The sequence below is a fragment of the Streptomyces sp. WMMC940 genome (genome assembly GCF_027460265.1).
Classification (GTDB): domain Bacteria; phylum Actinomycetota; class Actinomycetes; order Streptomycetales; family Streptomycetaceae; genus Streptomyces.
The window spans coordinates 3,680,007-3,705,006 of sequence record NZ_JAPZBC010000001.1 but is presented as its reverse complement, the minus strand read 5'-3'; the positions used below and the strand labels follow the sequence as shown (position 1 = coordinate 3,705,006).

The 25,000-nt window shown below is 72.1% G+C and carries 20 protein-coding genes and 2 pseudogenes; 14 read left to right on the top strand and 8 right to left on the bottom strand.

Features of this window, described 5'->3' with window-relative positions:
- Positions 1–74 precede the first annotated feature (74 nt).
- The 5 genes and pseudogenes from O7595_RS16240 to O7595_RS16220 all read left to right on the top strand — a co-directional run.
- The gene (locus tag O7595_RS16240) at positions 75–965 is read left to right on the top strand and encodes a DUF5819 family protein (RefSeq protein WP_269729399.1); all 891 of its coding nucleotides are present in this window, start codon (positions 75–77) and stop codon (positions 963–965) included.
- Positions 962–2,158, top strand: coding sequence for an HTTM domain-containing protein (locus O7595_RS16235; protein WP_269729398.1), 1,197 nt, complete (start codon positions 962–964; stop codon positions 2,156–2,158). The genes O7595_RS16240 and O7595_RS16235 overlap by 4 nt, the downstream gene beginning before the upstream one ends.
- Positions 2,159–2,168: 10 nt before the next feature.
- Positions 2,169–2,390: pseudogene (locus tag O7595_RS16230) on the top strand (rRNA methyltransferase); the annotation flags it as partial.
- A gap of 233 nt (positions 2,391–2,623) precedes the next feature.
- Positions 2,624–3,406, top strand: coding sequence for a TrmH family RNA methyltransferase (locus tag O7595_RS16225; protein ID WP_269729397.1), 783 nt, complete (start codon positions 2,624–2,626; stop codon positions 3,404–3,406).
- Positions 3,407–3,413: 7 nt separating this feature from the next.
- Positions 3,414–3,605: pseudogene (locus tag O7595_RS16220) on the top strand (hypothetical protein); the annotation flags it as partial.
- Positions 3,606–3,680: 75 nt separating this feature from the next.
- Here O7595_RS16220 and paaN read toward each other — a convergent pair.
- The gene (paaN, locus tag O7595_RS16215; protein WP_269729396.1) at positions 3,681–5,342 is read right to left on the bottom strand and encodes a phenylacetic acid degradation protein PaaN; all 1,662 of its coding nucleotides are present in this window, start codon (positions 5,340–5,342) and stop codon (positions 3,681–3,683) included.
- Between the two features lie 124 nt (positions 5,343–5,466).
- Here paaN and O7595_RS16210 point away from each other — a divergent pair, with 124 nt between their 5' ends.
- Entirely contained in the window at positions 5,467–7,017 is a 1,551-nt protein-coding gene (locus O7595_RS16210) for a 3-hydroxyacyl-CoA dehydrogenase (protein WP_269729395.1), read from the top strand.
- Positions 7,014–7,607 carry a TetR/AcrR family transcriptional regulator gene (locus tag O7595_RS16205; RefSeq protein ID WP_269729394.1) on the top strand — a complete coding sequence of 198 codons (594 nt, stop codon included), beginning with the start codon at positions 7,014–7,016 and terminating at the stop codon, positions 7,605–7,607. The genes O7595_RS16210 and O7595_RS16205 overlap by 4 nt, the downstream gene beginning before the upstream one ends.
- A gap of 179 nt (positions 7,608–7,786) precedes the next feature.
- On the opposite strand, the gene O7595_RS16200 is transcribed toward O7595_RS16205, so the two are convergent.
- Positions 7,787–8,302: an Lrp/AsnC family transcriptional regulator gene (locus O7595_RS16200; RefSeq protein WP_269732512.1), complete on the bottom strand. Its 516-nt coding sequence runs from the start codon at positions 8,300–8,302 to the stop codon at positions 7,787–7,789.
- Positions 8,303–8,516: 214 nt separating this feature from the next.
- On the opposite strand from O7595_RS16200, the gene pdhA reads away from it, so the two are divergent.
- From pdhA to O7595_RS16165, 7 genes are all read left to right on the top strand, one after another.
- A complete protein-coding gene (pdhA, locus tag O7595_RS16195; RefSeq protein ID WP_269732511.1) occupies positions 8,517–9,677 on the top strand; it encodes a pyruvate dehydrogenase (acetyl-transferring) E1 component subunit alpha in 1,161 nt (386 codons plus the stop codon).
- Entirely contained in the window at positions 9,674–10,687 is a 1,014-nt protein-coding gene (locus tag O7595_RS16190; protein WP_269729393.1) for an alpha-ketoacid dehydrogenase subunit beta, read from the top strand. Before pdhA ends, O7595_RS16190 begins: the two co-directional genes overlap by 4 nt.
- Positions 10,687–12,222: a dihydrolipoamide acetyltransferase family protein gene (locus O7595_RS16185; RefSeq protein ID WP_269729392.1), complete on the top strand. Its 1,536-nt coding sequence runs from the start codon at positions 10,687–10,689 to the stop codon at positions 12,220–12,222. The genes O7595_RS16190 and O7595_RS16185 overlap by 1 nt, the downstream gene beginning before the upstream one ends.
- 76 nt (positions 12,223–12,298) lie before the next feature.
- Positions 12,299–13,234, top strand: a complete 936-nt coding sequence (locus tag O7595_RS16180; RefSeq protein ID WP_269729391.1) for an NTP transferase domain-containing protein — start codon at positions 12,299–12,301, stop codon at positions 13,232–13,234.
- Positions 13,231–14,727 (top strand): molybdopterin molybdotransferase MoeA, encoded by a 1,497-nt coding sequence (locus tag O7595_RS16175; RefSeq protein WP_269729390.1) that lies wholly within the window; start codon positions 13,231–13,233, stop codon positions 14,725–14,727. Before O7595_RS16180 ends, O7595_RS16175 begins: the two co-directional genes overlap by 4 nt.
- 20 nt (positions 14,728–14,747) lie before the next feature.
- Positions 14,748–15,824 carry a potassium channel family protein gene (locus O7595_RS16170; RefSeq protein WP_269732510.1) on the top strand — a complete coding sequence of 359 codons (1,077 nt, stop codon included), beginning with the start codon at positions 14,748–14,750 and terminating at the stop codon, positions 15,822–15,824.
- 10 nt (positions 15,825–15,834) lie between these two features.
- On the top strand, positions 15,835–16,827 hold the full coding sequence (locus tag O7595_RS16165) for an NAD(P)H-quinone oxidoreductase (RefSeq protein ID WP_269729389.1): 993 nt from the start codon (positions 15,835–15,837) through the stop codon (positions 16,825–16,827).
- Between the two features lie 123 nt (positions 16,828–16,950).
- Here the strand turns inward: O7595_RS16165 and O7595_RS16160 are convergent, their stop codons facing one another.
- The 6 genes from O7595_RS16160 to O7595_RS16135 all read right to left on the bottom strand — a co-directional run bounded on the left by O7595_RS16160 (position 16,951) and on the right by O7595_RS16135 (position 24,979).
- Positions 16,951–17,490 carry a bacterial proteasome activator family protein gene (locus tag O7595_RS16160; protein WP_269729388.1) on the bottom strand — a complete coding sequence of 180 codons (540 nt, stop codon included), beginning with the start codon at positions 17,488–17,490 and terminating at the stop codon, positions 16,951–16,953.
- A gap of 107 nt (positions 17,491–17,597) precedes the next feature.
- Entirely contained in the window at positions 17,598–20,459 is a 2,862-nt protein-coding gene (locus O7595_RS16155; protein WP_269729387.1) for an ABC transporter permease, read from the bottom strand.
- Positions 20,456–21,205 carry an ABC transporter ATP-binding protein gene (locus O7595_RS16150; protein WP_269729386.1) on the bottom strand — a complete coding sequence of 250 codons (750 nt, stop codon included), beginning with the start codon at positions 21,203–21,205 and terminating at the stop codon, positions 20,456–20,458. The genes O7595_RS16155 and O7595_RS16150 overlap by 4 nt, the downstream gene beginning before the upstream one ends.
- A 220-nt stretch (positions 21,206–21,425) precedes the next feature.
- On the bottom strand, positions 21,426–22,040 hold the full coding sequence (locus O7595_RS16145) for a PadR family transcriptional regulator (RefSeq protein ID WP_269729385.1): 615 nt from the start codon (positions 22,038–22,040) through the stop codon (positions 21,426–21,428).
- Between the two features lie 186 nt (positions 22,041–22,226).
- Positions 22,227–23,132: a hypothetical protein gene (locus O7595_RS16140; RefSeq protein WP_269729384.1), complete on the bottom strand. Its 906-nt coding sequence runs from the start codon at positions 23,130–23,132 to the stop codon at positions 22,227–22,229.
- A 224-nt stretch (positions 23,133–23,356) separates the two neighbouring features.
- Positions 23,357–24,979: a protein kinase domain-containing protein gene (locus tag O7595_RS16135; RefSeq protein WP_269729383.1), complete on the bottom strand. Its 1,623-nt coding sequence runs from the start codon at positions 24,977–24,979 to the stop codon at positions 23,357–23,359.
- Positions 24,980–25,000: the final 21 nt, after the last annotated feature.

The following is a 25,000-nucleotide window of genomic DNA, read 5'->3' as shown; positions in this document are numbered from 1 at the left end:
TCAATGGTGAGTCGGCGGCCCGTAAGGTGTCAACCCTGTGGATAGCCGCGGTGGACCAAGGGGATCGGGGCGGGATGGACTCGTACGACGGCGACGGCGCCGAGGGCGCCGGAGCGGTTCCGCCCGTCGTGCCGGGCGCGATACGTGATTCGGGCAGCTCAGGCGGTCCGCACCGGCGCGGTGTGGCGACCGGTGAGGGCGCGACCGGTGACCCGGGAACGACCACGACTGTCCGCCCCCCGGACGACGCGACCGGCGCCGGCGACCCGGGCGAGGCACCGCTCCGGGAGCGCCCGTCCGGCGGTATCGCGGCCCTGTCCCTCCCCTACCAGGTCGTGGCCGCGGTCGCCCTCGGGCTCGTCGCCGTCCTCGCATGCGTCCACCTGGCCATGGTGTTCCTGCACGTCGCGCCGTCGAACACGCTGACCAAGCAGCACGGCAAGGGGATCGACGAGTGGATCTACCCCGAGTTCGAGCAGAACTGGAAGCTCTTCGCGCCCAACCCGCTCCAGCAGAACATCGCGGTCCAGGTGCGCGCCGAGGTCGCCGGACGTGACGGCAGCCGCCGGACGAGCGACTGGATCGACCTCTCGGCCGAGGACGGCGAGGCGATCCGGGGCAACCTCCTCCCCAGCCATGTGCACCAGAACGAACTCCGCAGGGGCTGGGACTTCTACAGCAACTCGCACACGGACGACAACAAGCCCAACGGTCTGCGCGGTCAGCTCTCCGAGCGCTACGTCCGCCGCATCGTGATGACGCGCCTGGACAAGAACGACCTGGGCGGACGCGTAGAGCGCATCCAGCTCCGCTCCACCACCCGCTCCGTCAAGGCGCCTCCGTGGAGCCGCGAGAAGATCGACACCCGCCCGTACTACCGGGTGCTCCCGTGGTGGACCGTGACCACCGCCGATCTGCCCCTCGACGTGCGCAACGGCGCGGGCGACAAGGAGGCGGGACGGTGACCCAGCCACTCGACCGCCGACTCGCCGCCGCCGTCCAGCGAGTGACCTCCACGGCCCTCGGCCCGTACCAGAGTGCGATCGTCCGTATCGGCTTCTCCCTGACCTGGCTGCTGTTCCTGCTGCGCGAGTTCCCGCACCGCCGCGAGCTGTACGGCCCGGACGGCCCCTGGGGCTGGGACATGGCCCAGCAGCTGATCGCCGAGAACCACGCGTTCACCGCGCTCATGTGGTCGGACAGCGCCGTCTGGTTCGAGACCGTGTACGCCGTCGCGGTGCTGTCCGCCGTGCTGCTGCTGCTCGGCTGGCGCACCCGCGCCATGTCGGTGGTCTTCATGGTCGGCGTGCTGTCGCTGCAGAACCGGTCCATCTTCATGGGCGACGGCGGCGACAACGTGATCCACCTGATGGCGATCTATCTCGTGTTCACCCGCTGCGGCCAGGTCTGGTCCCTGGACGCCCGGCGGGCGCGGCGCACGACGGACACCGCGGACCGGGCGCCGGACCGCTGGGGGCCGGCGCTCTGGGTGGTGCTCGGACTGCTGCTCCTCCTCGGGTCGCTCACGCACCGGACCGGCGGGGAGTGGTGGCTGGCCCTCCTGCTCTGGGGCCTGTGGGGCTGCCAGGGCGTGTGGTGGGCGGTGAACCGCCGCGCGCCGCACGGCGAGCCCCGCACCCTGCTCGACGTCCTCGCCAACCTCGCCCACAACGCCGCCCTCGTGGTGATCATGGCGGAGGTCTGCCTGATCTACGCCACGGCCGGCTGGTACAAGATCCAGGGCTCCCGGTGGCAGGACGGCAGCGCGCTGTACTACCCGCTCAAGCTCGACTACTTCACGCCCTGGCCCGCGCTCTCCGACGTCCTCGCCAACAGCGGGCTGATGGTGATGGTGCTGACCTACGGCACGGTGATGGTGCAGGTCGCGTTCCCCTTCACGCTGTTCAACCGCAAGGTCAAGAACGTCCTGCTGGTGGCGATGATGCTGGAGCACGCCGGCATCGCCCTCCTGCTCGGACTGCCCTTCTTCTCCCTCGCGATGATCGCCGCCGACGCCGTCTTCCTGCCCACCTCCTTCCTGCGCCGGCTCGGCGGCTGGGTGGCCGGCGCCCGGGACCGGGTGCTGCGGCGGGCGGTACGGATCCCCGAGCAGCGCGCTACGCCGGAGGAGCAGGCCACCCGCACCCTCGTCGGGTGATCACCAGAACCGGGAACCCGTTCAGTACCACGGCGGCCACGGCCCGGAGGCTGGCGTCGGGCCCCATCCGGCGTGGCCGGACGGGCGCGTACGATCCCGAACTGCTCGCGGCCGGGACCGGCGCAGCGTGGTCGACCGGTACCGGCACCGGACGCGGGAGGCGATCGTCGCCGACCTGGACGCCCGGCGGCACGACCTCCACGTGGCCGTGGAGAACCGGGGCCACGACTTCACTTGCGCATACGGAGGCGGTGCTGAGGTCCGGCGTCGTGGTCATGGAGACCACGGAGCCCGAAGAGACCTGCAACGGACGCGGGTAACCGCACGCTGGTGGTGGCGCCCCGTGGCCAGAGACTCGCGCGCCGAGGCGGAGCTGCGATGCAGGCGGGATACGGGCCACGGAGCGGGCCCCGAGGGCGTTGTGCGATGGGGGAAAGCGGCTGACTGGCACCGTAGCCTGAGTCGATGAGCGATGACGAGGCCTCGAGGGCTGTACGGCAGTGGAGTGAGGCCGCACCTGACGCTGTGCTGCTTGACGGCTTCCATGCGCTGAAACACGCGCTCCGTTTCGGAGCGGACGTACGAGTCGCAGTCACCAGCGACAAGGAAGCCGCCCTGGCGTTGGCCGATTCGCTCGCCGACGACGTGACGGACCGCATCAGGGATCTTGTCGTCGAGGTACCCGGGCAAACCCTGCGGAAACTGGTGCCGAGGGTTCACCCTACGGAGGTGGCCTCTCTGGCCACCAGGCGAAGCCGGCAGGCGAACTTGGCGGGGCTGGTTCGGTTGCCACGGACGTCACCGATCGTCGTTCTGGACAACCCGCGCAATCTTGGGAATGTCGGGGCCGTGGTTCGTCTGGCTGCCGGTTTCGGGGCGACAGGCGTCGTCACCACCGGTGACGTGGACCCCTGGCACCCCAACGCGGTGAGGGCGGGCGCGGGTCTCCACTTTGCGACCGCCGTCGAACGGCTTCCCTTCGACGATCTTCCACCAGGCCCGATGTATGCCCTGGACCCCGAGGGGGAGGACATCAGGTCTGTGGCCATCCCCGGTGACGCGCTGCTCGTGTTCGGCTCCGAGCGGCACGGGGTCTCGCCTGAGCTCCGAAGCCGGGCAACCGAACTGCTGGCCCTTCCCATGCGGCCCCAGGTGTCGAGCTACAACCTGGCGACCAGCGTGGCCATGGCTTTGTTCCACTGGGGAGGTCCCCAAGACGACGCATTGCTCTCCGGACCCGCTGTGTAACCGATACTTCAACATCGGCTCCGTGGTCAGGACCGCCAACGCCTTCCTGGCCAAGGAGATCCACATCGCGGGGCGGCGGCGCTGGGTGTGCTCGATCGCCCAGTTCGGCTCCACCCGCTCGATCAACGCCGGCGCGGCCGCCGCGATCGCCATGCCCTCCTGGATCCAGCGGTACGCGGACATCCCCACGGCGTCCTGACCCGCCCATGAGAGCGCCGCCCGCCCGGCCCGCGCGAGCGAGCCGGGCGGGCGGGCGGGCGGCAAGAACCGGAGGTCAGGCCTGTCGGCGGACCTCCACCATGCGGAAGCGGTTCGACACGAAGGCCCCGTCGCACAGGGCCGCGTTGGCCGCGGGGTTGCCGCCGGAGCCGTGGAAGTCCGAGAACGCCGCGGTCTGGTTCACATAGACGCCGCCCGTGAGGTTCAGGGAGAGCTGCGCCGACTCCTCCAGGCAGACCTCCTCGACCGCCCGCTCGGTCTCCGCCGAGGTCGTGTAAGCGCCGACCGTCATCGCGCCCTTGTCGCGCACCGTGCGTCGCAGCAGCTCCAGCGCGTCGCTCGTCGAGTCGACCGCGACGGCGAAGGACACCGGCCCGAAGCACTCGGACATGAAGGACGCCTCGTCGTCCGGCTTGGCACCGTCCAGCTTCACGATCACGGGTGTGCGCACGACGGCGCCGGGGAACTCCGGATTGGCGACCTCGCGGGAGGCCAGCGCCACCTCGCCCAGACCCGCCGCGGCCTCGAGCCGGGCCTTCACATCCGGGTTCACCAGGGCGCCCAGCAGGGCGTTCGCCCGGCCGTCGTCGCCGAGCAGACCGCTCACGGAGGCCGCGAGATCGGCGACGACCTCGTCGTACGACTTGGGGCCGGCGTCCGTGGTGATGCCGTCGCGGGGGATGAGCAGGTTCTGCGGGGTGGTGCACATCTGGCCGCTGTACAGGGACAGCGAGAACGCCAGGTTCGACAGCATCCCCTTGTAGTCGTCGGTGGAGTCGATCACCACCGTGTTGACGCCGGCCTTCTCCGTGTAGACCTGTGCCTGGCGGGCGTTCTCCTCCAGCCAGTTGCCGAACTCGGTCGACCCCGTGTAGTCGATGATCTTGATCTCCGGGCGCAGCGCGAGCGTCTTGGCGATGCCCTCGCCGGGGCGCTCGGCGGCCAGGGCCACCAGGTTCGGGTCGAAGCCCGCCTCGCCCAGCACCTCACGGGCGATCCGGACCGTCATGGCGAGGGGGAGGACCGCGCGCGGGTGGGGCTTCACCAGCACGGGGTTGCCGGTGGCCAGCGAGGCGAACAGGCCCGGGTAGCCGTTCCACGTCGGGAAGGTGTTGCAGCCGATCAACAGCGCGATACCGCGCGGGGCGGCCGTGAAGACCTTCCGCAGCTCCAGCGGGTCCCGCTTGCCCTGGGGCTTGGACCAGTCGGCGGTCTGCGGCGTGCGCGTCTGCTCCTCGTAGGCGTACGCCACCGCCTCCAGACCGCGGTCCTGGGCGTGCGGGCCGCCGGCCTGGAGCGCCATCATGAACGCCTGGCCACTCGTGTGCATGACCGCGTGGGCGAACTCATGGGTGCGGGCGCTGATCCGCGACAGGATCTCCAGGCAGACCAGGGCGCGCGTCTCCGGGCCCGCGTCGCGCCAGGTCGCCGTGCCCGCGCGCATCGCGGGCAGCAGGACGTCGAGGTCCGGGTGCGGATACTCGATCCCCAGCTCCGGTCCGTACGGCGACACCTCCCCGCCGGTCCAGCCGTCGGTGCCGGGCTGGTCGAGCTCGAAACGCGAGCCGAGCAGGGCCTGGTACGCCGCGAGGCCGTCCGCCGCGCCGGTCTCGCCGTACGCCTTCGGATGCTCGGGGTGGGGCGACCAGTACGCCCGGGTGCGGATCGCCTCGAGAGCCCGGTCGAGCGTCGGCCGGTGGGTCTCGGTCAGCTGCATGGAAGACCAACTCCTCGGTGAGCTGGGCAGGGGAACGCGGACAGAGTTAGAGTAACCGAACGATCGGTCGGGACAAGGGGGGTCCGCAGATCCTGTGGATGACTCGTAGGGGAGGATCACTGCCATGACCGTCACCGACGCCGCCGGCGGCCCCAGCGGCACCGACGCCATCGCCCCCAGCCGCACCGTCGCCGTCGTGGGCGCCGGCACCATGGGGCAGGGCATCGCGCAGGTCGCGCTGCTCGCCGGCCATCGTGTGCGCCTCTACGACGTCGCCCCCGGCCAGGCGGAGGCCGGCACCGGCGCGATCCTGACCCGCCTGGACCGGCTGGCCGAGAAGGGGCGGCTGGAGGAGGATGCCCTCGGCGCGGCCGCCCTCCGGCTGACGCGTGCGACGGAGATCGCCGATCTCGCGGACAGCGCGCTCGTGATCGAGGCCGTCGTCGAGGACCTCGCCGTCAAGCAGGAGCTCTTCCGCGCGCTCGAGGAGGTCGTCGCCGACGACTGCCTCCTCGCCACCAACACCTCCTCCCTGTCCGTCACCGCCGTCGCGGGTGTGCTGCGAAGGCCCGGACGCTTCGTCGGACTGCACTTCTTCAACCCGGCGCCGCTCCTTCCGCTGGTCGAGGTCGTCAGCGGCTTCGCCACCGACGAGGACGCGGCCGCCCGCGCCCACGATACGGCGAAGGCGTGGGGCAAGACCCCGGTCCGCTGCGCGGACACCCCCGGGTTCATCGTCAACCGCATCGCCCGGCCGTTCTACGCCGAGGCCTTCGCGGTCCACGAGGAGCGCGGAGCCGACCCCGCCACCATCGACGCGGTCCTGCGCGAGTGCGGCGGCTTCAGGATGGGCCCGTTCGAGCTCACCGATCTGATCGGCCAGGACGTCAACGAGGCGGTCACCCGCTCCGTGTGGGAGTCGTTCTTCCGGAGCCCCAAGTTCGCGCCGTCGCTCGCCCAGCGCCGCCTCGTGGAGTCGGGCCGCCTGGGACGCAAGTCGGGCCGCGGGTGGTACGTCTACGAGGACGGCGCGGAGCGCCCCGAGCCGCACACCGCCCCGGCGACCGAGCCCCCGCCGCACATCACGGTGGAGGGCGACCTGGGGCCGGCCGGGGCCCTGATCACGTTGTGCCGGGAGGCCGGTGTCACGGTGTACGAGGAGGACGAGGACCGCGGGACCCGCATCCTGCTCCCGAGCGGCGGGCAGCTCGCGCTCGCGGACGGGCAGACGTCGGCGGAGTTCCGTGACGTCGTCTACTTCGACCTGGCCCTCGACTACCGGTCGGCGACCAGGATCGCCCTGTCCGCGTCGGAGGTCACCGGCTGGGAGACGCTGCGGCAGTCGATCGGCCTCTTCCAGGCCCTCGGCAAGAAGGTCAGCGTCATCGGCGACGTGCCCGGCATGATCGTCGCGCGGACGGTCGCGATGCTCGTGGACGCCGCTGCCGACGCCGTCGCCAAGGGGGTGGCGTCCCCGGAGGACATCGACACCGCCATGCGGCTCGGGGTCAACTACCCGGTCGGCCCGGTGGAATGGGGCCATCGGCTGGGCCGCGCCTGGGCGCACGAGCTCCTCGACGAGCTCCACGCGCGCGTGCCGACCGGCCGCTATGCGCCGTCACTGGGCCTCTATCGCCAGTCGTACGTCCGGATGAAGGGCGAGCAGGCCTCATGACGACCGCGAAGCGCGACACGTACACCCCGGAGACCCTGCTGTCCGTCGCCGTCGGGGTCTTCAACGAACGCGGCTACGACGGCACTTCCATGGAGCATCTCTCCAAGGCCGCGGGCATCTCCAAGTCGTCGATATACCACCACGTGGCCGGCAAGGAGGAACTGCTGAGGCGGGCCGTCAGCCGCGCCCTCGACGGGCTCTTCGGGATCCTCGAGGAGCCGGGCGCGACGCGCGGACGGGCGCTGGAGCGGGTGGAGTACGTCACCCGCCGGACCGTCGAGGTGCTGATGGCGGAGCTGCCCTACGTCACGCTGCTGCTTCGGGTCCGGGGCAACACCAGGACCGAGCGGTGGGCCATGGAGCGGCGCCGCGAGTTCGACCACCGGGTCGCCGATCTGCTCAAGGCGGCCGCGGCGGACGGCGACCTGCGCGCGGACGTGGACACGAGGCTGGCGACGCGGCTGCTGTTCGGCATGGTCAACTCCCTGGTGGAGTGGTACAGGCCGCAGGCCGGTACCGGGTACGACCGGCAGCAGGTCGCGGACGCGGTGGTCCGGCTGGCCTTCGACGGGCTGCGCACGGCGTCCTGATCCGGCGGCCCGCGCTCCGGCACCGCGGGAGTGAGGCGTCGTGCGCCGCGGGCGTACGGCGTCGCGGGCCCGGATCGCGCCCGGATCCGGCGGTGCTCCGGGACCGGACGGCCTCGCCCTGCCCGGACCGTCGGGGCACCGCAGCGGGCCGGGTGCGGCGACGGAGCGCCGGTACGGCCTCAGCGCGCCGGGTCCGGATCCAGGTCCGTCTCCTCGAAGACCAGCAGGGTGCGGGTGGAGAGCACCTCGGGGATCGCCTGGAGCCTGGTCAGTACGAGTTCCCGCAGGGTGCGGTTGTCCGGCGTGTGAACCAGGAGCAGCACGTCGAAGTCGCCGCTGACCAGCGCTATGTGGGCGGCCCCGGGGAGTTCCTGGAGCTGCTCGCGCACCGTCCGCCACGAGTTCTGGACGATCTTGAGGGTGATGTAGGCCGAGGCGCCGTGGCCTGCGCGTTCGTGGTTCACCCGTGCGCTGAAGCCCCGGATCACTCCGTCGTCGATCAGCCGGTTGATGCGGGCGTAGGCGTTGGCCCGCGACACATGGACGCGTTCGGCCACGGACCGTATCGAGGCGCGGCCGTCCGTCTGGAGGATGCGGAGGATGTCGCGGTCGATCGCGTCCAGGGTGCGCGCCGGCGGCCCCTGGTCCGCGCCGGGCACCGTTTCGTAGACCGTGCGGTCCCCGTCGTCGGCCATTTGTTCAGCTGTCACGTCCCCCCACCTTTCCGCCGTGGACGACCTGCTCCTATCCCAGGCTGTGGAGAACCGTTTGTCCACAGGCTGAAGGTGCCTGTAGCCAAAATGCGCCCACGACCGAACAATCGGTAGGTGAGGCGCCTCACACTCCGCGCCCTTCATGGGTCCTTATGCCCGCTCCCACGAGGAGGTGCTCGCGTTGAAGAAGAGCAGCATGACGGTCCAGGAGCGGCCGGGTGCGGCCTACCGGCCCACCCCGCCGCCCGCCTGGAAGCCGCGCACCGACCCTGCGCCGCTGCTTCCCGACCCGGAGCCGTACCGGGTCCTCGGCACCGACGCCGCGGGCGGTGCCGACCCCGAGCTGCTTCTGCGGCTGTACGCGGAGCTGGTCCGCGGCCGCAGGTACAACGCGCAGGCGACCGCCCTCACCAAGCAGGGCAGGCTCGCCGTGTATCCGTCGAGCACCGGTCAGGAGGCCTGCGAGGTCGCCGCCGCCCTCGCGCTGGAGGAGCGCGACTGGCTGTTCCCGAGCTACCGGGACACCCTCGCCGCCGTGGCCCGCGGGCTCGACCCGGTACAGGCACTGACGCTCCTGCGCGGTGACTGGCACACCGGTTACGACCCGTACGAGCACCGCATCGCCCCGCTGTCCACCCCGCTCGCCACCCAGCTTCCCCACGCCGTGGGTCTGGCCCACGCCGCGCGGCTCAAGGGCGACGACGTCGTGGCGCTCGCCATGGTCGGCGACGGCGGCACCAGCGAGGGCGACTTCCACGAGGCGCTCAACTTCGCCGCCGTCTGGCGGGCGCCGGTCGTCTTCCTCGTGCAGAACAACGGCTTCGCGATCTCCGTGCCGCTGTCCAAGCAGACCGCGGCCCCGTCCCTCGCGCACAAGGCCGTGGGATACGGAATGCCCGGCCGGCTCGTCGACGGCAACGACGCGGCGGCGGTGCACGAGGTGCTCGGCGAGGCCGTCGCACGGGCCCGCCGGGGCGGCGGCCCGACCCTCGTCGAGGCGATCACCTACCGCATCGACGCGCACACGAACGCCGACGACGCCACCCGGTACCGGGGCGACAGCGAGGTCGAGGCCTGGCGTGAGCACGACCCGATCCGGCTGCTGGAGACGGAGCTGACGGGCCGGGGGCTGCTCGACGAGGACGGAGTGCGGTCGGCCGCCGAGGCAGCCGAGGCGATGGCCGCCCGGCTGAGGGAGCGGATGAACGCGGATCCCGTGCTGAACCCGATGGACCTGTTCGAGCACGTCTACGCCGAGCAGACCGGTCAGCTGCGGGAGCAGGCCGCGCAGCTGCGCGCCGAGCTGGAAGCCGAGAGCGGAGAGGGCGCCCACGGCGCGGAAGGTGACGCACGATGAGCACGGCAACCGCACGGCAGGCCAAGCCCGCCACGATGGCGCAGGCCCTCCAGCGTGCGATGCGCGACGCCATGGCCGAGGACCCGACCGTCCACGTCATGGGCGAGGACGTCGGCACCCTCGGCGGGGTCTTCCGGGTCACGGACGGGCTCGCCAAGGAGTTCGGCGAGGACCGGTGCACAGACACCCCGCTCGCCGAGGCGGGCATCCTCGGCACGGCCGTCGGCATGGCGATGTACGGGCTGCGTCCCGTCGTCGAGATGCAGTTCGACGCCTTCGCCTATCCGGCGTTCGAGCAGCTGATCAGCCATGTCTCCCGGATGCGGAACCGGACGCGCGGGGCGATGCCGCTGCCGATCACCGTGCGGGTGCCCTACGGCGGCGGCATCGGCGGCGTCGAGCACCACAGCGACTCCTCCGAGGCGTACTACATGGCGACTCCGGGGCTCCATGTCGTCACGCCGGCGACGGTCGAGGACGCGTACGGGCTGCTGCGGGAGGCCATCGCCTCCGACGACCCCGTGGTCTTCCTGGAACCGAAGCGGCTTTACTGGTCCAAGGCAGACTGGTCGCCGGACGCCCCGGCGGCCGTGGAACCCATCGGCCGCGCGGTGGTGCGCCGCCAGGGTCGCAGCGCCACGCTCATCACCTACGGTCCCTCCGTGCCGGTCTGCATGGAGGCGGCGGAGGCCGCCGAGGCCGAGGGCTGGGACCTGGAGGTCGTGGATCTGCGTTCGCTCGTGCCGTTCGACGACGAGACCGTGTGCGCCTCCGTGCGCCGCACGGGCCGGGCCGTCGTCGTCCACGAGTCCACGGGCTTCGGCGGTCCTGGCGGCGAGATCGCGGCCAGGGTGACCGAGCGCTGTTTCCACCACCTCGAGGCCCCCGTGCTGAGGGTGGCCGGTTTCGACATTCCCTATCCGCCGCCGATGCTGGAGCGTCACCACCTGCCGGGTGTGGACCGGGTACTGGACGCCGTGGCACGGCTGCAGTGGGAGGCGGAGAGCTGATGGCCCAGGTGCTCGAATTCAGGCTGCCGGACCTCGGTGAGGGACTGACCGAGGCGGAGATCGTCCGCTGGCTGGTGGACGTGGGCGACGTCGTCGCCATCGACCAGCCGGTCGTCGAGGTCGAGACGGCCAAGGCGATGGTCGAGGTGCCCTGCCCGTACGCGGGCGTGGTCACGCAGCGCTTCGGTGACGAAGGGGCGGAGCTTCCCGTCGGGGCTCCCCTGCTCACCGTCGCGGTGGGCGCGACGGAGCCCGCCCCCGACGGCTCCGCCGAGGGTGCCGGCAGCGCCGCGAGCCAGGAGGCGGAGTCCTCGGGCAACGTCCTCGTGGGCTACGGCACGGGCGCACCGGCGGCACGCCGCCGGAGGGTCCGCCCGGCGGCGCTCACCGGCGAGAGGTCCGCCGCCACGGGCGACGCGCGTACCGCGAGCGGTCCGGGACCCGTCCCGTCGGCTCCCGGTCCTTTGCCCGGGGGGAAGTCGGGGGCGTCGCCCGCGGCGCACGAACCGGTCTGGGACAGCGCCGTGGAGAGCCCGGCGCCCGACGCGCCGCGCGGCACCCCCGCACAGGGCGACGTCGTCCTCGAAGCCGTCCCGTACGCCCACGAAGGTCCGGTCGCGGTCATCTCGCCGCTGGTGCGGCGGCTGGCCCGGGACAACGGGGTCGATCTGCGGGCGCTGCGGGGATCAGGGCCGGACGGGCTGATCCTGCGCGTGGACGTGGAGCACGCCGTACGGGCCAGTGCCGGCGCGGCCGAGCACCATGTCGCGCCACAGCCGCCGGTTGCCACCACCGCTGCCGCCACCGAGCCCGCACCGGCGCCCGCCGCCGCGCGCGGCCCGGCCACCGGTGAGCGGATTCCCCTGCGCGGGGTGCGCGGCGCCGTCGCGGACAAGCTGTCCCGCAGCCGCCGGGAGATCCCGGACGCGACCTGCTGGGTCGACGCGGACGCCACCGAACTCATGGCCGCCCGCAAGGCCATGAACGCGGCGGGCGGGCCGAAGATCTCGCTGCTCGCCCTGCTGGCCCGTATCTGCACGGCGGCGCTCGCCCGCCACCCGGAGCTCAACTCCACGGTGGATCTTGATACGAGGGAGATCGTGCGGCTGCCGGGGGTCCATCTCGGCTTCGCCGCCCAGACCGACCGGGGCCTGGTCGTCCCGGTCGTCCGTGACGCGCAGGACCGCACGGCGGAGTCGCTCACCGAGGAGTTCGCGCGGCTCACCGACAAGGCCCGCCAGGGCAGCCTCACTCCGGGCGACCTCACGGGCGGCACGTTCACGCTGAACAACTACGGGGTGTTCGGGGTCGACGGCTCCACGCCGATCATCAACCACCCGGAGGCGGCCATGCTCGGTGTCGGCCGTATCGTGCCCAAGCCCTGGGTGCACGAGGGACAGCTCGCCGTCCGCCAGGTCGTGCAGCTCTCGCTCACGTTCGACCACCGGGTGTGCGACGGAGGCACGGCCGGCGGCTTCCTCCGGTACGTGGCGGACTGCGTGGAGCAGCCCGCGGTGCTGCTGCGCACCCTCTGATCACGAGGTAGCGCGGGAAACCGCGTCCGAGGGGCCCAAGGGTTCCGTATCGGCGGTCACGGCCCATACTTCTGGGGTGACTGCCGATGCGGAAGCGGACTACGACGCCATCGTGCTCGCCGGAGGCGCCGCCGAGCGGCTCGGCGGCGCGGACAAGCCGGGGGTGAGCGTCGGCGGCCGGACGCTGCTCGACCGGGTGCTGACGGCAAGCCGGGGTGCCGGGCGCACGGTCGTCGTCGGCGGGCGGCGGCCGACCGCGCGCCCGGTGACCTGGACGCGCGAAACCCCGCCGGGCGGCGGGCCGCTCGCCGCGCTCCACGCGGGTCTCCGCCGGACCGGCGCCCGCACCGTCGTGGTGCTCTCCGCTGATCTTCCCTTCCTCGACGACGGGACCGTACGGCGGCTGGTCGACGCCCTGCATACCGGAGGACGGGAGGGCGCGCTCCTCGTCGATGCCGACGGACGGGACCAGCCGCTCGTCGCGGCGTACCGGGCGGAACCACTCCATCGCGAACTGGCTCTGATCGCCGCCGAGCACGGCGGTCTCTCAGGGCTGCCGCTGAGGCTGCTGACGGCTGAACTCGACCTGGACCGGGTGGCCGCCGGACCGATGGCCGCGTACGACTGCGACACCTGGGAGGACATCGTCACGGCCCGGGCCAGGATCAGGGAGCATGGGAATGTGCTGGATGAATGGATCACCGCAGTCAAGGACGAACTCGGCATCGACCTCGAGGTGGACACGGGGCTGCTGCTCGACCTCGCCCGGGACGCCGCGCATGGCGTAGCCCGGCCCGCGGCTCCGCTGACCACCTTTCTCGTCGGCTATGCGGCGGCGAGAGCCGGCGGTGACGAAGCCCGGGCGGTCGCCGAGGCGGCCCGCAGGGCCTCGGCACTCGCCGCACGGTGGGCGGCCGAGGCGGACGGGACAGCGGTCGCCGAGTCAGGGGCGGACGGACCTGAGGACCACCGGAACGGTCCGGAACGTAGCGACGGGGCCGGTAGCCGATGACCGCACAGGACCATGATCTCGGCGCTTCCGGCGCCACCGGGCAGGGCGCCACCGGGCAGGGCGGCACCGGGCAGGGCGGCACCGGGCAGGGCGGCACCGGGCAGGGCGGCACCGGTGAGCCGGCGCCCGGCCCCGTGCCCCGCGGCCGGTCCGATGACCGTGCCGCCGCCCCGATGGCGGAGGTCGACGACGGCGTGGAGGACGCCCTCGCGCTGGTGGGAAGACGGTCGGCGACCTCGTCACGGCGTCGGGAGCCGTCCGCACCGGGACGGGACGCCCCGCACGGACAGCGCCGCGGCACACCCTGGGACGAGGCACGCGCCGTCGCGTCCCGCGCCGGACGTGCCGGGGTGCTGCGCACCCACCGCGATCCCCTCGCCGCCTCCCTCGGCAGGGTGCTCGCCACCCCTCTCACCGCGTTCGTCGATCTGCCGTCGTTCGACACCTCCGCCATGGACGGCTGGGCGGTCGCGGGCCCGGGACCGTGGACGGTGGTGTCCGGCGACAGCGGCATACTCGCCGGGCACGGGGAGGCCGGGGCTCTCTCGGACGGCACGGCCGTACGGATCGCGACCGGCGCCCGCGTCCCGCCCGGCGCCACCGCGGTGATCCGTACCGAGCACGCCCGGACCGACGACAGCGGCCATCTGTACGCCCAGCGACGGGTGTTGCACGGTCAGGACATCAGGCCCCGGGGCCAGGAATGTCGCTCCGGCGACCAACTGCTGCCCGACGGGACGCTGGTCACCCCTGCCGTACTCGGTCTCGCAGCCGCCGCCGGCTACGACGAACTCCTCACGGTGCTCCGTCCGACGGTGGAGGTGCTCGTCCTGGGCGATGAGCTGCTCACCGAAGGGTTGCCGTACGACGGGCTGATCCGTGATGCGCTCGGGCCGATGATCGCTCCCTGGCTGCGTGCCCTCGGGGCCGACGTGACCGGTACCCGCAGGATCGGCGACGACGCGGACGCCCTGCAGCGGGCCGTCTCCGAATCAGCCGCCGATCTGGTCATCACCACGGGCGGGACGGCCGCGGGACCGGTGGACCACGTCCATCCCGTGCTGCGCAAGGCGGGTGCCGAGCTGCTGGTCGACGGCGTCGCCGTACGGCCCGGGCATCCGATGCTCCTGGCCAGGCTCGCTCCGGGCCGCCATCTGGTGGGACTGCCCGGGAATCCGCTCGCCGCCGTCTCCGGACTGCTCACGCTCGCGGAGCCCCTGCTGCGCCGACGGTCCGGGCAGGCAACCCCGGCGCCGTATCGCGCGTCCCTGAGGGAGGAGGTCCACGGGCATCCGCAGGACACCCGGCTGGTGCCGGTGGTGCACCGCGGCGACAAGGTCGTACCGCTGCACTATCGCGGTCCGGCCATGCTGCGGGGAATCGCCGCCGCACACGGTCTCGCCGTGGTGCCTCCCGGGGGAGGGCGGCCCGGCGACGAGCTGGAGATCCTCGATCTCCCCTGGCCGCCGAGCTCCGAAGGGTGTTTCACGTGAAACTTCCCGGCCATGACGCGATGGCCCGGCAAGCGGACGAACAACTGGCCGTGTCGCGGGTGCACCTGCCCAAGCAGACCGTCGAAAAACCGCTGCGGCAGGTGACCAAGCGGCTGTTGCTGGCCTTGCTCGTCCTCGTGCTGACGGTCCTCATCGTCTGGCTGGACCGCGGCGGCTACTACGACAACGCCGATGAGAAGGTCGACTTCCTCGACGCCGTCTACTACTCCACCGTGACGCTCTCCACCACGGGTTACGGCGACATCGTTCCGCACAGCGACAGTGCGCGACTGGTCAATGTGCTGCTGGTGACGCCGCTGCGCGTGCTGTTCCTGATCATTCTGGTCGGTACCACTCTCGAGGTCCTCACGGAACGGACCCGGGAGGAGTGGCGGCTGAACCGTTGGAGGTCCACCTTGCGTGACCACACCGTCGTCATCGGCTTCGGCACGAAGGGGCGTTCCGCACTCCTGACCCTGTGTGCGACGGGTCTGCAGAAGGCACAGATCGTCATCGTCGACCCGAGCTCCAAGGTGATCGAGGCGGCGAACGCGGACGGATTCACGGGGGTCATCGGCGACGCGACCCGGAGTGATGTGCTGCTCCGGGCCGAGGTGCAGAGGGCACGGCAGATCATCATCGCCACCCAGCGCGACGACACGGCGGTCCTGGTCGCGCTCACCGCCCGGCAGCTCAACCGGGGAGCGAAGATCGTGGCCGCGGTCCGCGAGGAGGAGAACGCGCCTCTGCTGCGCCAGTCCGGCGCCGACGCGGTGATCACCAGCGCCAGCGCGGCGGGGCGGCTCCTCGGACTGTCCGTGCTCAGCCCGTACGCGGGCACGGTGATGGAGGACCTGATCCAGCAGGGCAGCGGGCTCGACATCGTTGAGCGGCCGGTGATAAAGAGCGAGGTCGGCAAGAACGTCCGGGAGGTGGAAGACCTGGTGGTCAGCGTCCTGCGCGGGCACCGGCTGCTCGGTTATGACGACCCCGAGGCCAGCCCGCTCCAGCTGACGGACCGGGTCATCACCATCGTGCGGGCGACGAAGGCGCTGCCCGGTGCGGTGCGGGGCAGCGGCAGCACCAAGCCGGAGTAGCCTCGCGCCCATGCATGCGATCACGATTCCCGAACCAGGTGGTCCCGAGGCGCTGGTCTGGGCGGAGGCAGCGGACCCGGAACCCGGTCAGGGGGAGGTCCTCGTCGAGGTTGCCGCGAGCGCGGTCAATCGCGCGGACCTCCTCCAGCGGCAGGGCTTCTACGACCCGCCGCCCGGCGCGTCCCCGCATCCGGGGCTGGAGTGCTCGGGCCGGATCGTGTCCATCGGCCCCGGAGTCTCCGGATGGAGAGTGGGCGACGAGGTGTGCGCGCTGCTGTCCGGCGGTGGATACGCGGAGCGGGTGGCGGTGCCCGCCGGCCAGCTGCTCCCGGTACCCAAAGGCGTCGACCTGATCACGGCGGCGGCACTGCCCGAGGTCACGTGCACCGTCTGGTCCAATGTGTTCATGGTCGCCCATCTGCGGCCCGGTGAGACGCTGCTGGCACACGGCGGCGCGAGCGGGATCGGCACGATGGCCATCCAGTTGGGGAAGGCCGTGGGTGCACGTGTGGCCGTCACCGCCGGGGGGCCGGAGAAGCTGGCGCGTTGCGCAGAGCTGGGAGCCGACATCCTGATCGACTACCGCGAGCAGGACTTCGTCGAGGAGCTGCGGAAGGCGACCGACGGGGCCGGGGCCGATGTCATTCTGGACATCATCGGCGCCAAGTACCTGGACAGGAATGTACGTGCGCTGGCGGTCAACGGGCGCCTGGCCGTGATCGGGCTGCAGGGCGGGGTGAAGGGCGAGCTGAACCTGGGGGTGCTGCTGGGCAAGCGGGGCGCGGTGACCGCCACATCGCTGCGCGGGCGGCCGCTGCACGAGAAGACGGCGATCGTCGCGGCCGTGCGGGAGCACGTCTGGCCGCTCATCGAGGCGGGGGCGGTGAAGCCCGTGGTGGACCGTGCCCTCCCGATGCCGGACGCGGCCGAGGCGCACCGGATCCTGGAGTCCGGCGCCCATGTGGGCAAGGTGCTGCTGGTGGCCCCGGCCGGGCGGCGCTGAACCCGGGGACCCACCCGGACCGGGGACCGGGCCCCCACCGTCCGGCTCCATGCCCGTGCGGACCGTGTACCGATGACGACGGCCCCGCCCCTTCCGGGGGCGGGGCCGCTCTGCGTGAGGGATTCAGAGGTAGGGGCCCGAGCGGGCGGCGCCGCCGTGGAGGGACTCGTCGTCGGTCGGAGCGCCCGGGGGGAGCGCACGGCGCATCTGCTCCAGCTGGGCGCGGGCCGCCATCTGCTGGGCGAACAGCGCCGTCTGGATGCCGTGGAAGAGCCCCTCGAGCCAGCCGACCAGCTGGGCCTGGGCGATGCGCAGCTCGGCCTCCGAGGGCACGGCCTCGTCGGTGAACGGAAGCGACAGCCGCTCCAGCTCCTCGACCAGCTCCGGGGCCAGCCCTTCCTCGAGCTCCTTCACCGAACTCGCATGGATCTCCTTCAGCCGGACCCGGCTCGCCTCGTCCAGAGGTGCCGCGCGCACCTCCTCCAGCAGCTGCTTGATCATGCTGCCGATCCGCATGACCTTCGCGGGCTGTTCGACCATCTCCGTCACCGGGACCTCGCGAGGCTCGCCGTCACCTTCACCGCCGCCGAGCGCCATCCCGTTCTGTCCCACGATGAGGACCGGGGGGCTCTCCTGCGACCGTTCATTCCTCGGCATCTCCATGCCGTCCATTCTCTCGCACCTGTGGTTCCCCCCACGGTGTGCCCCCGCACCGGGGTGATCCACCCTGGTGCGGGGGCACGATTTCGCCGGGCGCGTCCCGAAGGGGCTCAGGTCGCCTCGCGGCGGGCCAGCGCCCCCCGGGAGCGGGTGACCAGTGCCGCCAGCAGGGCCGCGCCGAGCGGCACCGCGACCAGCAGGGCGGCCAGCGTCTCCCACGGGATGACGATCGTGGACACCGGCGGGGTCAGGTTCCCGCCCCAGCCGGCGTCCAGTGCCTCCTCGTACCACTTCAGCTCCTGGCGGTGCTCGGTGAGCCGCAGGCCCATCGCGGGCAGGACTCCGGCGGCCGAGCCGAGGACCACGCCCATCGCGGCGATGACGCCGCACTGGAATCCGCTCAGCGTGCGACGGACCCGGGGCGGGGCCCCAACGGCCGCCAGCGTCTTGAGGTCGGCCTCCGCGTCGGCCTGCGCGAGCCCGGTGGCGATACCGGCCGCCCCGATCGTGATCAGCCCGGCGAAGACGGTCAGCGCCAGCAGGACGATGCTGTTGTCGCTGGTGTAGCCCTCCTCGAGGTGCAGGTCGATGTTGGCGGCCGACTTGTCGAGCTCACCGTCGAGCTTCTGGCGCTGCTCGCTGCTGGGCATCCGGTCCGTGGAGTAGTACGCACCGAGCGGGACGGTGGTGATGCCGGCCGCCTTGGCCGCCGCCGGCGGAAGGATCATGGCCACGCCATAGGCATCGACGTCGTCGGCCGTCTGATGGACGGGGAAGGACTTGACCGTGCCGGGGACCTCCTTGTCGTTCTCCATCGCCCGGTTGGCAGCCTCCATGTCGGTGATCAGCCGGATGCCGACCGCACCGCTTCCGTCGAGGTTGCGCTTGTCGAAGGAGACTGCCTTGCCGTCCGCCAGGGCCTTCGCGGCGGCGGGATCGTCGACGGCGAGCACCTCCAGCAGCTTCTCGTCGGCGACGAGCACCCCGTTCTCCGTGTAGGTCATGCCGGAGCTCTCCTTGCACCGCCAGTCCTTGGCCAGTGCGCGCCGCTGGGCCTTGGTGAACTTCTCGGAGGGATCCTGTCCGTCGGAGGTACTCCACAGCGGACACCGGTTCGGCTCGGGTACGACGATCTCGTAGCTGCCGCATTCCTTGCCGCCGCCGAACGGCGGGCAGTTGACGTTCCCGACGACGATCCGGTCCACATCGGCGCGCACGTCCACCGGCAGGTACTTCTGCACCGCGGCGCGGGCCGCCGGCACATCCCGTCCGCCGCCGCCGTCGGCGATGACCATCGAGACCGCACCGTGCGGCAACCGCGCCTCGTACGAGGCCTCCGACTGGGCGTCACTACTGGTGGCGTACGTGGCCACGGCGACGGTTCCGGCGACCGCGGCGAGCACGGCGGCCACCGCCGGTGCCGTGCGCCCCCGGTTGCGCACCGCGTCCCGCAGCGCGAGCCGCGGCGACAGCGGCAGCCAGCGGCCGGAGCGGCCGAACAGGCCGACCAGCGCGGGCGTCATGGCAACCACGCCGAGCTCCGCGAGGGCGCTGCCGCCCGCGACGATGACGAACTGCTCGGTGAGCAGTGAGCCGTAGAGGGCGATCGCCGCGCCGAGTACCACCGCGACCAGTCCGAGCACGGGCAGTACCCGGTTGCTGCGGCGGATACCGCGGCGGCCGGTGAGCGAGGCCAGAACGGTCTGCCGGGAAGCGGTCACCGCGGGGACGATCGCGGCCAGCAGACCGGTGACCACGGCGAGCAGCCCGATGCCGAGCAGTTCGAGAGGACGGATGTCGAAGCTGCCGAAGCGCGCACCGATGTAGTCCTCCAGCAGGGGGCGGAGCGCGAAGGTCAGCACCAGGCCGAGGACCGTGCCCACGACCGCGGAGGCGACGCCGATCACCAGCCCGCCGGCCAGGACGATGGCCCGGACGTGGCTGCGGTCGCCGCCGTTGGCGCCGACCAGCCCGAGCTGGCGGCGCGAGCGCCGGGCACCCACCGCGAAGGCGGGCCCTGCCAGCAGACAGATCTCCAGCATGGCCAGACCGACGACCGTGCCGACCGCCGCGAGCGCGGCGGCCTGGGCGGCGGTGCTCTGCTCGTAGTCCCTGTTGTCCCAGCCCTTGTGCTCGTACAGCGGCACGTCCGCATCGGCCGGCGGGGAGAGCTGCACGGCGCGTGACAGCACCAGGACGCCCTTGGCGTTGATCTCCTGGACCATGTTCCACGTGAAACCGCCGGACAGGCTCACCAGGTAGTTCGTGGACTTCTCGGTGCCCGGCAGCCCGTCTGCGGTGAGCGCCTTGTCGAGCGGGTCCAGCAGTGCGCCGGGGAGCGCGTTGACCTGGTCGCTCTTCAACGAGTCCGGCAGTTCGTAGGAGCCGGTGATCGTGTACTCGCGGTCCAGCCCGCGCGCCACCAGCTTCGAGCCCACGCTCAGCCCGCTGGACTCCAGGAAGTGGGTCGTCGCCGCCACCTCGTCCGGCGACTTCGGGAAGCGGCCGCTGACCGGCGTCATGATGCCCTCGGCCAACGGATCAACGGCCTTGAGCTCCCGGATCTCGGCGTTCAGCAGCCCGTGCGCGGTGCGCAGCTTCCCGGAACCGGACGAGTCCTCGAGGAACTTCGTGCCGGCCGGGAGCGCCTTGCGGACATCCGTGTTGCCCTCGGGCCAGGGCTTGTCCGCGAAGTCCCCGACCGGGTCGTAGCCCTCGCCGTCCGGGGTCTGGTGGATCGGCACACCACCGGTCTGGGCATCGCTCACCTGGGCGTCGGCGCGGCCGAGTTTACGCTCCAGGGACTGCTCGGTGGAGAGCTCGGCGCTGCGCAGGGTCAGATCGGCGGCGCTCACGCCGAGGATCGGGAGGGCGATCATCGCGAGGACGAGGAAGCTGCGTCCCTTGGAGCGGAGGGCGTCGCGGCGGGCGATACGGACCGCGGCGCGCCAGGAGTGGTACCAGTTCCTCACCGCTCGGCCGCCTGACCACTCAGCAGGGAGTCCGCGTCGCTGCGGACGGTCTGGTCGACCACCGCGCCGTCGCGGAGGAAGACGACCCGGTCCGCCCATGCGGCGAAGCGGGGCTCATGGGTGACGAGGATGCCCGCCGCTCCCGCGTCGCAGCGGGTGCGCAGCAGTGCGAGGACGGACTCACCGGTTTCGGAGTCCAGAGCGCCGGTCGGTTCGTCGGCGAGCACCAGGCGGCGGTCGCCGACGAGCGCGCGGGCGATGGCCACCCGCTGCTGCTGGCCGCCGGACATCTCGTCGGGGAACCGGTCGGCGAGGTGGCCGAGACCCATCTCGTCGAGGGCCGCGACGGCCTCGTTCCGCGCCTTGCGGGCGGAGCGGCCGTCGAGTTCGCGGGGCAGCGCGATGTTCTCCGCGGCGGTCAGCGCCGGTATGAGGTTGTAGTCCTGGAAGACGTACCCGATGCTGCGCCGGCGCAGCGCGGCGAGTGTCCTGCGGTCGGCGGTGGTGATGTCGGTGTTCTCGACGATCACCTGGCCCGACGTCGGTGTGTCGAGGCCGCCCGCGATCGTCAGCAGCGTGGACTTCCCGGAGCCGGACGGGCCCATGACGGCGACGAGTTCACCGGGGAACACATCGAGGTCGATACCGCGCAGCGCATGCACTTCGGTGGCACCGCTGCCGTGCACCCGGGTCAGGTTCCGTAGTTGCAGGACGGGCTGCTGAGGCTGGTGGGAATGGTCGGACATCAGAGGTCCCCCTTGGGCGTACGCATGAGGCGTACATGAGCGGATGTGGAAGGCGAGTGCCTGGGAGGCACCGGGACGGGACGGCCCGAACGGGCCTCCGGCGAAGGCCGGGAGAAGGGGGTCGAGCGCCGCCTGGCGTACGGCGCCTCCCTCGCCCCGCAGGGCGCCGGTGGATCGGCGCCGGATCTGGACGCAGCCCCCTGACGAGCAGGGGCGGGGCTCAGCCGGGCCTCCTCCGGTGCCCGTGGACGGGTGCCGGAGCCGGGGCGGGTGGGGGTGCGGGCTCCGGTTGCTGCTCCGCCGCCGCGGAGAGCCGGATGAGCCGGGCCTCGCAGTGGTCGAGCCAGCGGGCTTCCGCCTCGGTCTGGAAGATGAGCTGCTCCAGCACGAGCAGCCAGGCGATCTCGTCGCGGTCGGCGGGCGCCGGTTCCAGAGCCTGGGCCTTCAGACGCGTGTAGTCCTGCATCGCCTTCACGGTGTGGCGGCGCTGGGACTGGATGACATCGCGGATGTCGACGGCCGGCGCCCCGACCGCCATGGCGAGCTTGATGGCCAACTCGTCACGCGCGGGGCTGGTTCGGTCGACGGGCCGTTCGAACCAGGCCCGCAGCTCCGTTCGCCCGGCGGCGGTGATGGCGTAGAGCGTGTGGCCGGCCTCGTCCTCGCCGTCCTGCGTGACCATGCCGTCGCGCTCCAGCCGGTTGAGGGTCGTGTAGACCTGGCCCACGTTGAGCGGCCAGGTCGCCCCCGTACGGGATTCGAACTCCGTGCGGAGCTGGGAACCGTAGCGGGGACCGTGTTCGAGGAGGGCGAGGAGCCCGTGCCGGATCGACATACCGAGTATGTATACCGGGTATGTCGAGGACGGCCAACCGCCCTGAGGCGGACGTCCGGCGTAGGCCGTACGGGGGACACGCGGACCTGGGGAGGACGACACCGCCGTACGCACCCGGACGAAACGGCACCACGCGCACCGCCTGGACGGGCGGACCGGGAAGGCGCGGGAACGTCGCTGCCGGGCTCAGTCGCGACGCAGCCGCAGCCCCATGTAGCCGAGCCCCAGCCCCATGAGGGCGCAGCCGGCGCCCAGCGTCAGCGCCGGGATCTGCCGTTCGAGCGGCTGGGACACGGGATGCGGGTGGGACCTGCCCGCGGCTGCGGGAGACGCGTCCGTGGGGGTGGGCTCCGAGGGCGACGAGGAGTCCGGCACGGCGTGGGACTCGTCCTCGGCGTCGTTCTCGTTCTCGTCCTGCGGCGTCGTGTCCTCCTCGGTCGCGGCCTCTTCGTCGCGGCCGTGTTCGAACACGCCGTCATGGGCGTCGTGGGGCGGACCGGAGGGTGTCGACGCGCCGGGCGAGGGCGCGGAGGTCCGGCCGGGGCGCGGTCGGCCCTCACCGGCCTGACGCCCGGCCAGCGACGCGGTGGGCGACGGATCGGGCCGCTCGGCGGTCTTCCCCTGCGGTGCGTGCGCCACCCCGGAGCGTCCGTGGTCCGTCGGCGGACGATCCCGGTCCGTGCCCCCGCCCGATTCCGGTGCGCCGTCGGCCCGCCGCTGGGGTGCGCCGTGCGCCGGGCCGCCGGCGCCGGGTGTCCGCAGGTCAGGGCCGGTGTCGTCCGCACCTCCCACCGGGGCCCGGGAACGCGCGCGCTCCTCGACGTGCGTGCTCTGGCCGTACCGGCGGCTCTCACCGCCCCCCTCACCCCCGTACGGACCGCGTTCACCGCGCTCCTCGCCGCCGTACCGCCCGGACCCGTCGTACCGGCCGTCCCTGCCGCCCTCGCCGCCCAGCCCACGGTCCTCGCCGTCCCTGCGGGAGTCCGCGGAGTGGGTCAGGGGGCCGTCGCCGTAGGCGTACGTCGCCACGGGCAGGGCGAGCACCAGTGCCGCGAGAGTCGTCGCGCAGTGCGTGCGGAGCTTCGGAGTCACGGGGTGACCCCCTCCCGAGCCGGGTCGCCGAGGTTTCGGACTCAGCGTCACATGGCCGGGAACTTCCGGCATCCCGGGCGGAACCGGACCGTCCGGCGGAGAGCGGACCGGCACGAACGCATGCCCGGCCGCTCACTCCCGACGTGTGCCGGGCCGTTCACACCCGGGGCGGTTCGCTCTCGGGGCAGAAGCCCGCCTCGTCGTGTGGTCGCTCGTCGCGGTCCCTAATACCCCGGGTTCCCCGTGCCGACCGTCAACTCGAAGGTCTGGTTGCCCGGCACCACCGCGGTGCCCTCCGTCGGGAACTGGTCGATGACCTGGTCCTCGGCGAACTGGGGGTCGTCCTTCTCCGTGACCTTGAACTTCCAGCCCGCGGCCTGCAGGCACGACTTGACGGAGATCACGTCCTTGTAGGTGAAGCTGGGCGCCCGGACCTTCGCCGGGTCGTCGCTGTCCTCCTGCGCGTCCGTGCACTCGTCCGTGTCCATCGTGCGGTTGCGCTCCGGGGGCTTGTGGCCCGCGACCGCCGACTCCGAGACCGACGGGTCGGCGCCGCCTCCGCCCTCGTCGTCGCCGCCGTTCAGGGCGAGCGCCGTGATCACTCCGCCGACCGCGAGGAGCGCCACCACGATCGAGCCGACGATCAGCGGCATGCCCCGCCTGCCGCCGCCGGACGGTGCGGGGGCGCCGGCCTGCCGGGGGGAGAGCTGGTACGCCGGGGGCACCGGGGCCGTGGTCTGGTAGGCCGGGGCCTGCTGCGGATAGCCGTAGCCCGGGGCGGGGCCGTGCACCGGTCCGGGGGCCGGCGTCGACGGGCCGTAGGGGCCGGGCTGGTAGGGCTGCTGGACGCTGTGCGGGCCCGGGGCCGGGGCGGACTGGTCCACCGGCGGGAACACCGCGGACGCGACGCCCGAGCCGCTGTTCGTCGTCGGAGCGCCCTGCACGATCACCGGGGCGTGCGTCTGGCCCGCGCCCGCGACCCGCAGGCACTCGTCGCGCATGGCGGCGGCGCTCGGGAAACGCTCGTTCGGGTTCTTCTTCAGAGCCCGTGCGACCAGGGCGTCCATCGCCGGGGTCACCGAGCGGTTGATGGAGGACGGGGCGACCGGCTCCTCCTGGACGTGCGCGTAGGCGATCGCCAGCGGAGAGTCCGCGTCGAACGGCAACCGGCCCGTCAGCAACTGGAAGAGCATGATGCCGACCGAGTACAGGTCGGAGCGGGCGTCGACGCCGCGTCCGAGGGCCTGCTCGGGAGACAGGTACTGCGGAGTGCCGACGACCATTCCGGTCTGCGTCATCGACGTGACGCCCGACTGCATGGCGCGGGCGATACCGAAGTCCATGACCTTGACGACGCCGCGCTTCGTCATCATCACGTTGCCCGGCTTGATGTCCCGGTGGACCAGGCCCATCTCATGGCTGGTCTCCAGCGCCGCCAGCACGTCGGCGGTGACCTTGAGCGCCTTGTCGGCCGGCATCGCGCCGAACTGCCGGATGTCCTCCTGGAGGACGGAGCCGAGCGGCTTGCCTTCCACGTACTCCATGACGATGTACGGCATCAGCGCGCCGTTGAGCTCGTCCTCACCGGTGTCGAAGACGGAGACGACGTTCGTGTGGGACAGCTTGGCGACGGCCTGGGCCTCGCGCCGGAAACGCTCGCGGAAGGACTGTTCCCGGCCGAGTTCGGTGTGGAGCGTCTTGATGGCGACCTGCCGGTCCAGCGCGCTGTCGTACGCGAGGTACACCGACGCCATCCCGCCTTCGCCGAGCAGGTCGCGAAGCTGGTACCGGCCGCCCGCTACCGAACCGCCCGCGTAGCGGCCGCGCTGTGCGCCGTCCTGGCTCATGACTGTGCTTCCCCCTAGGCA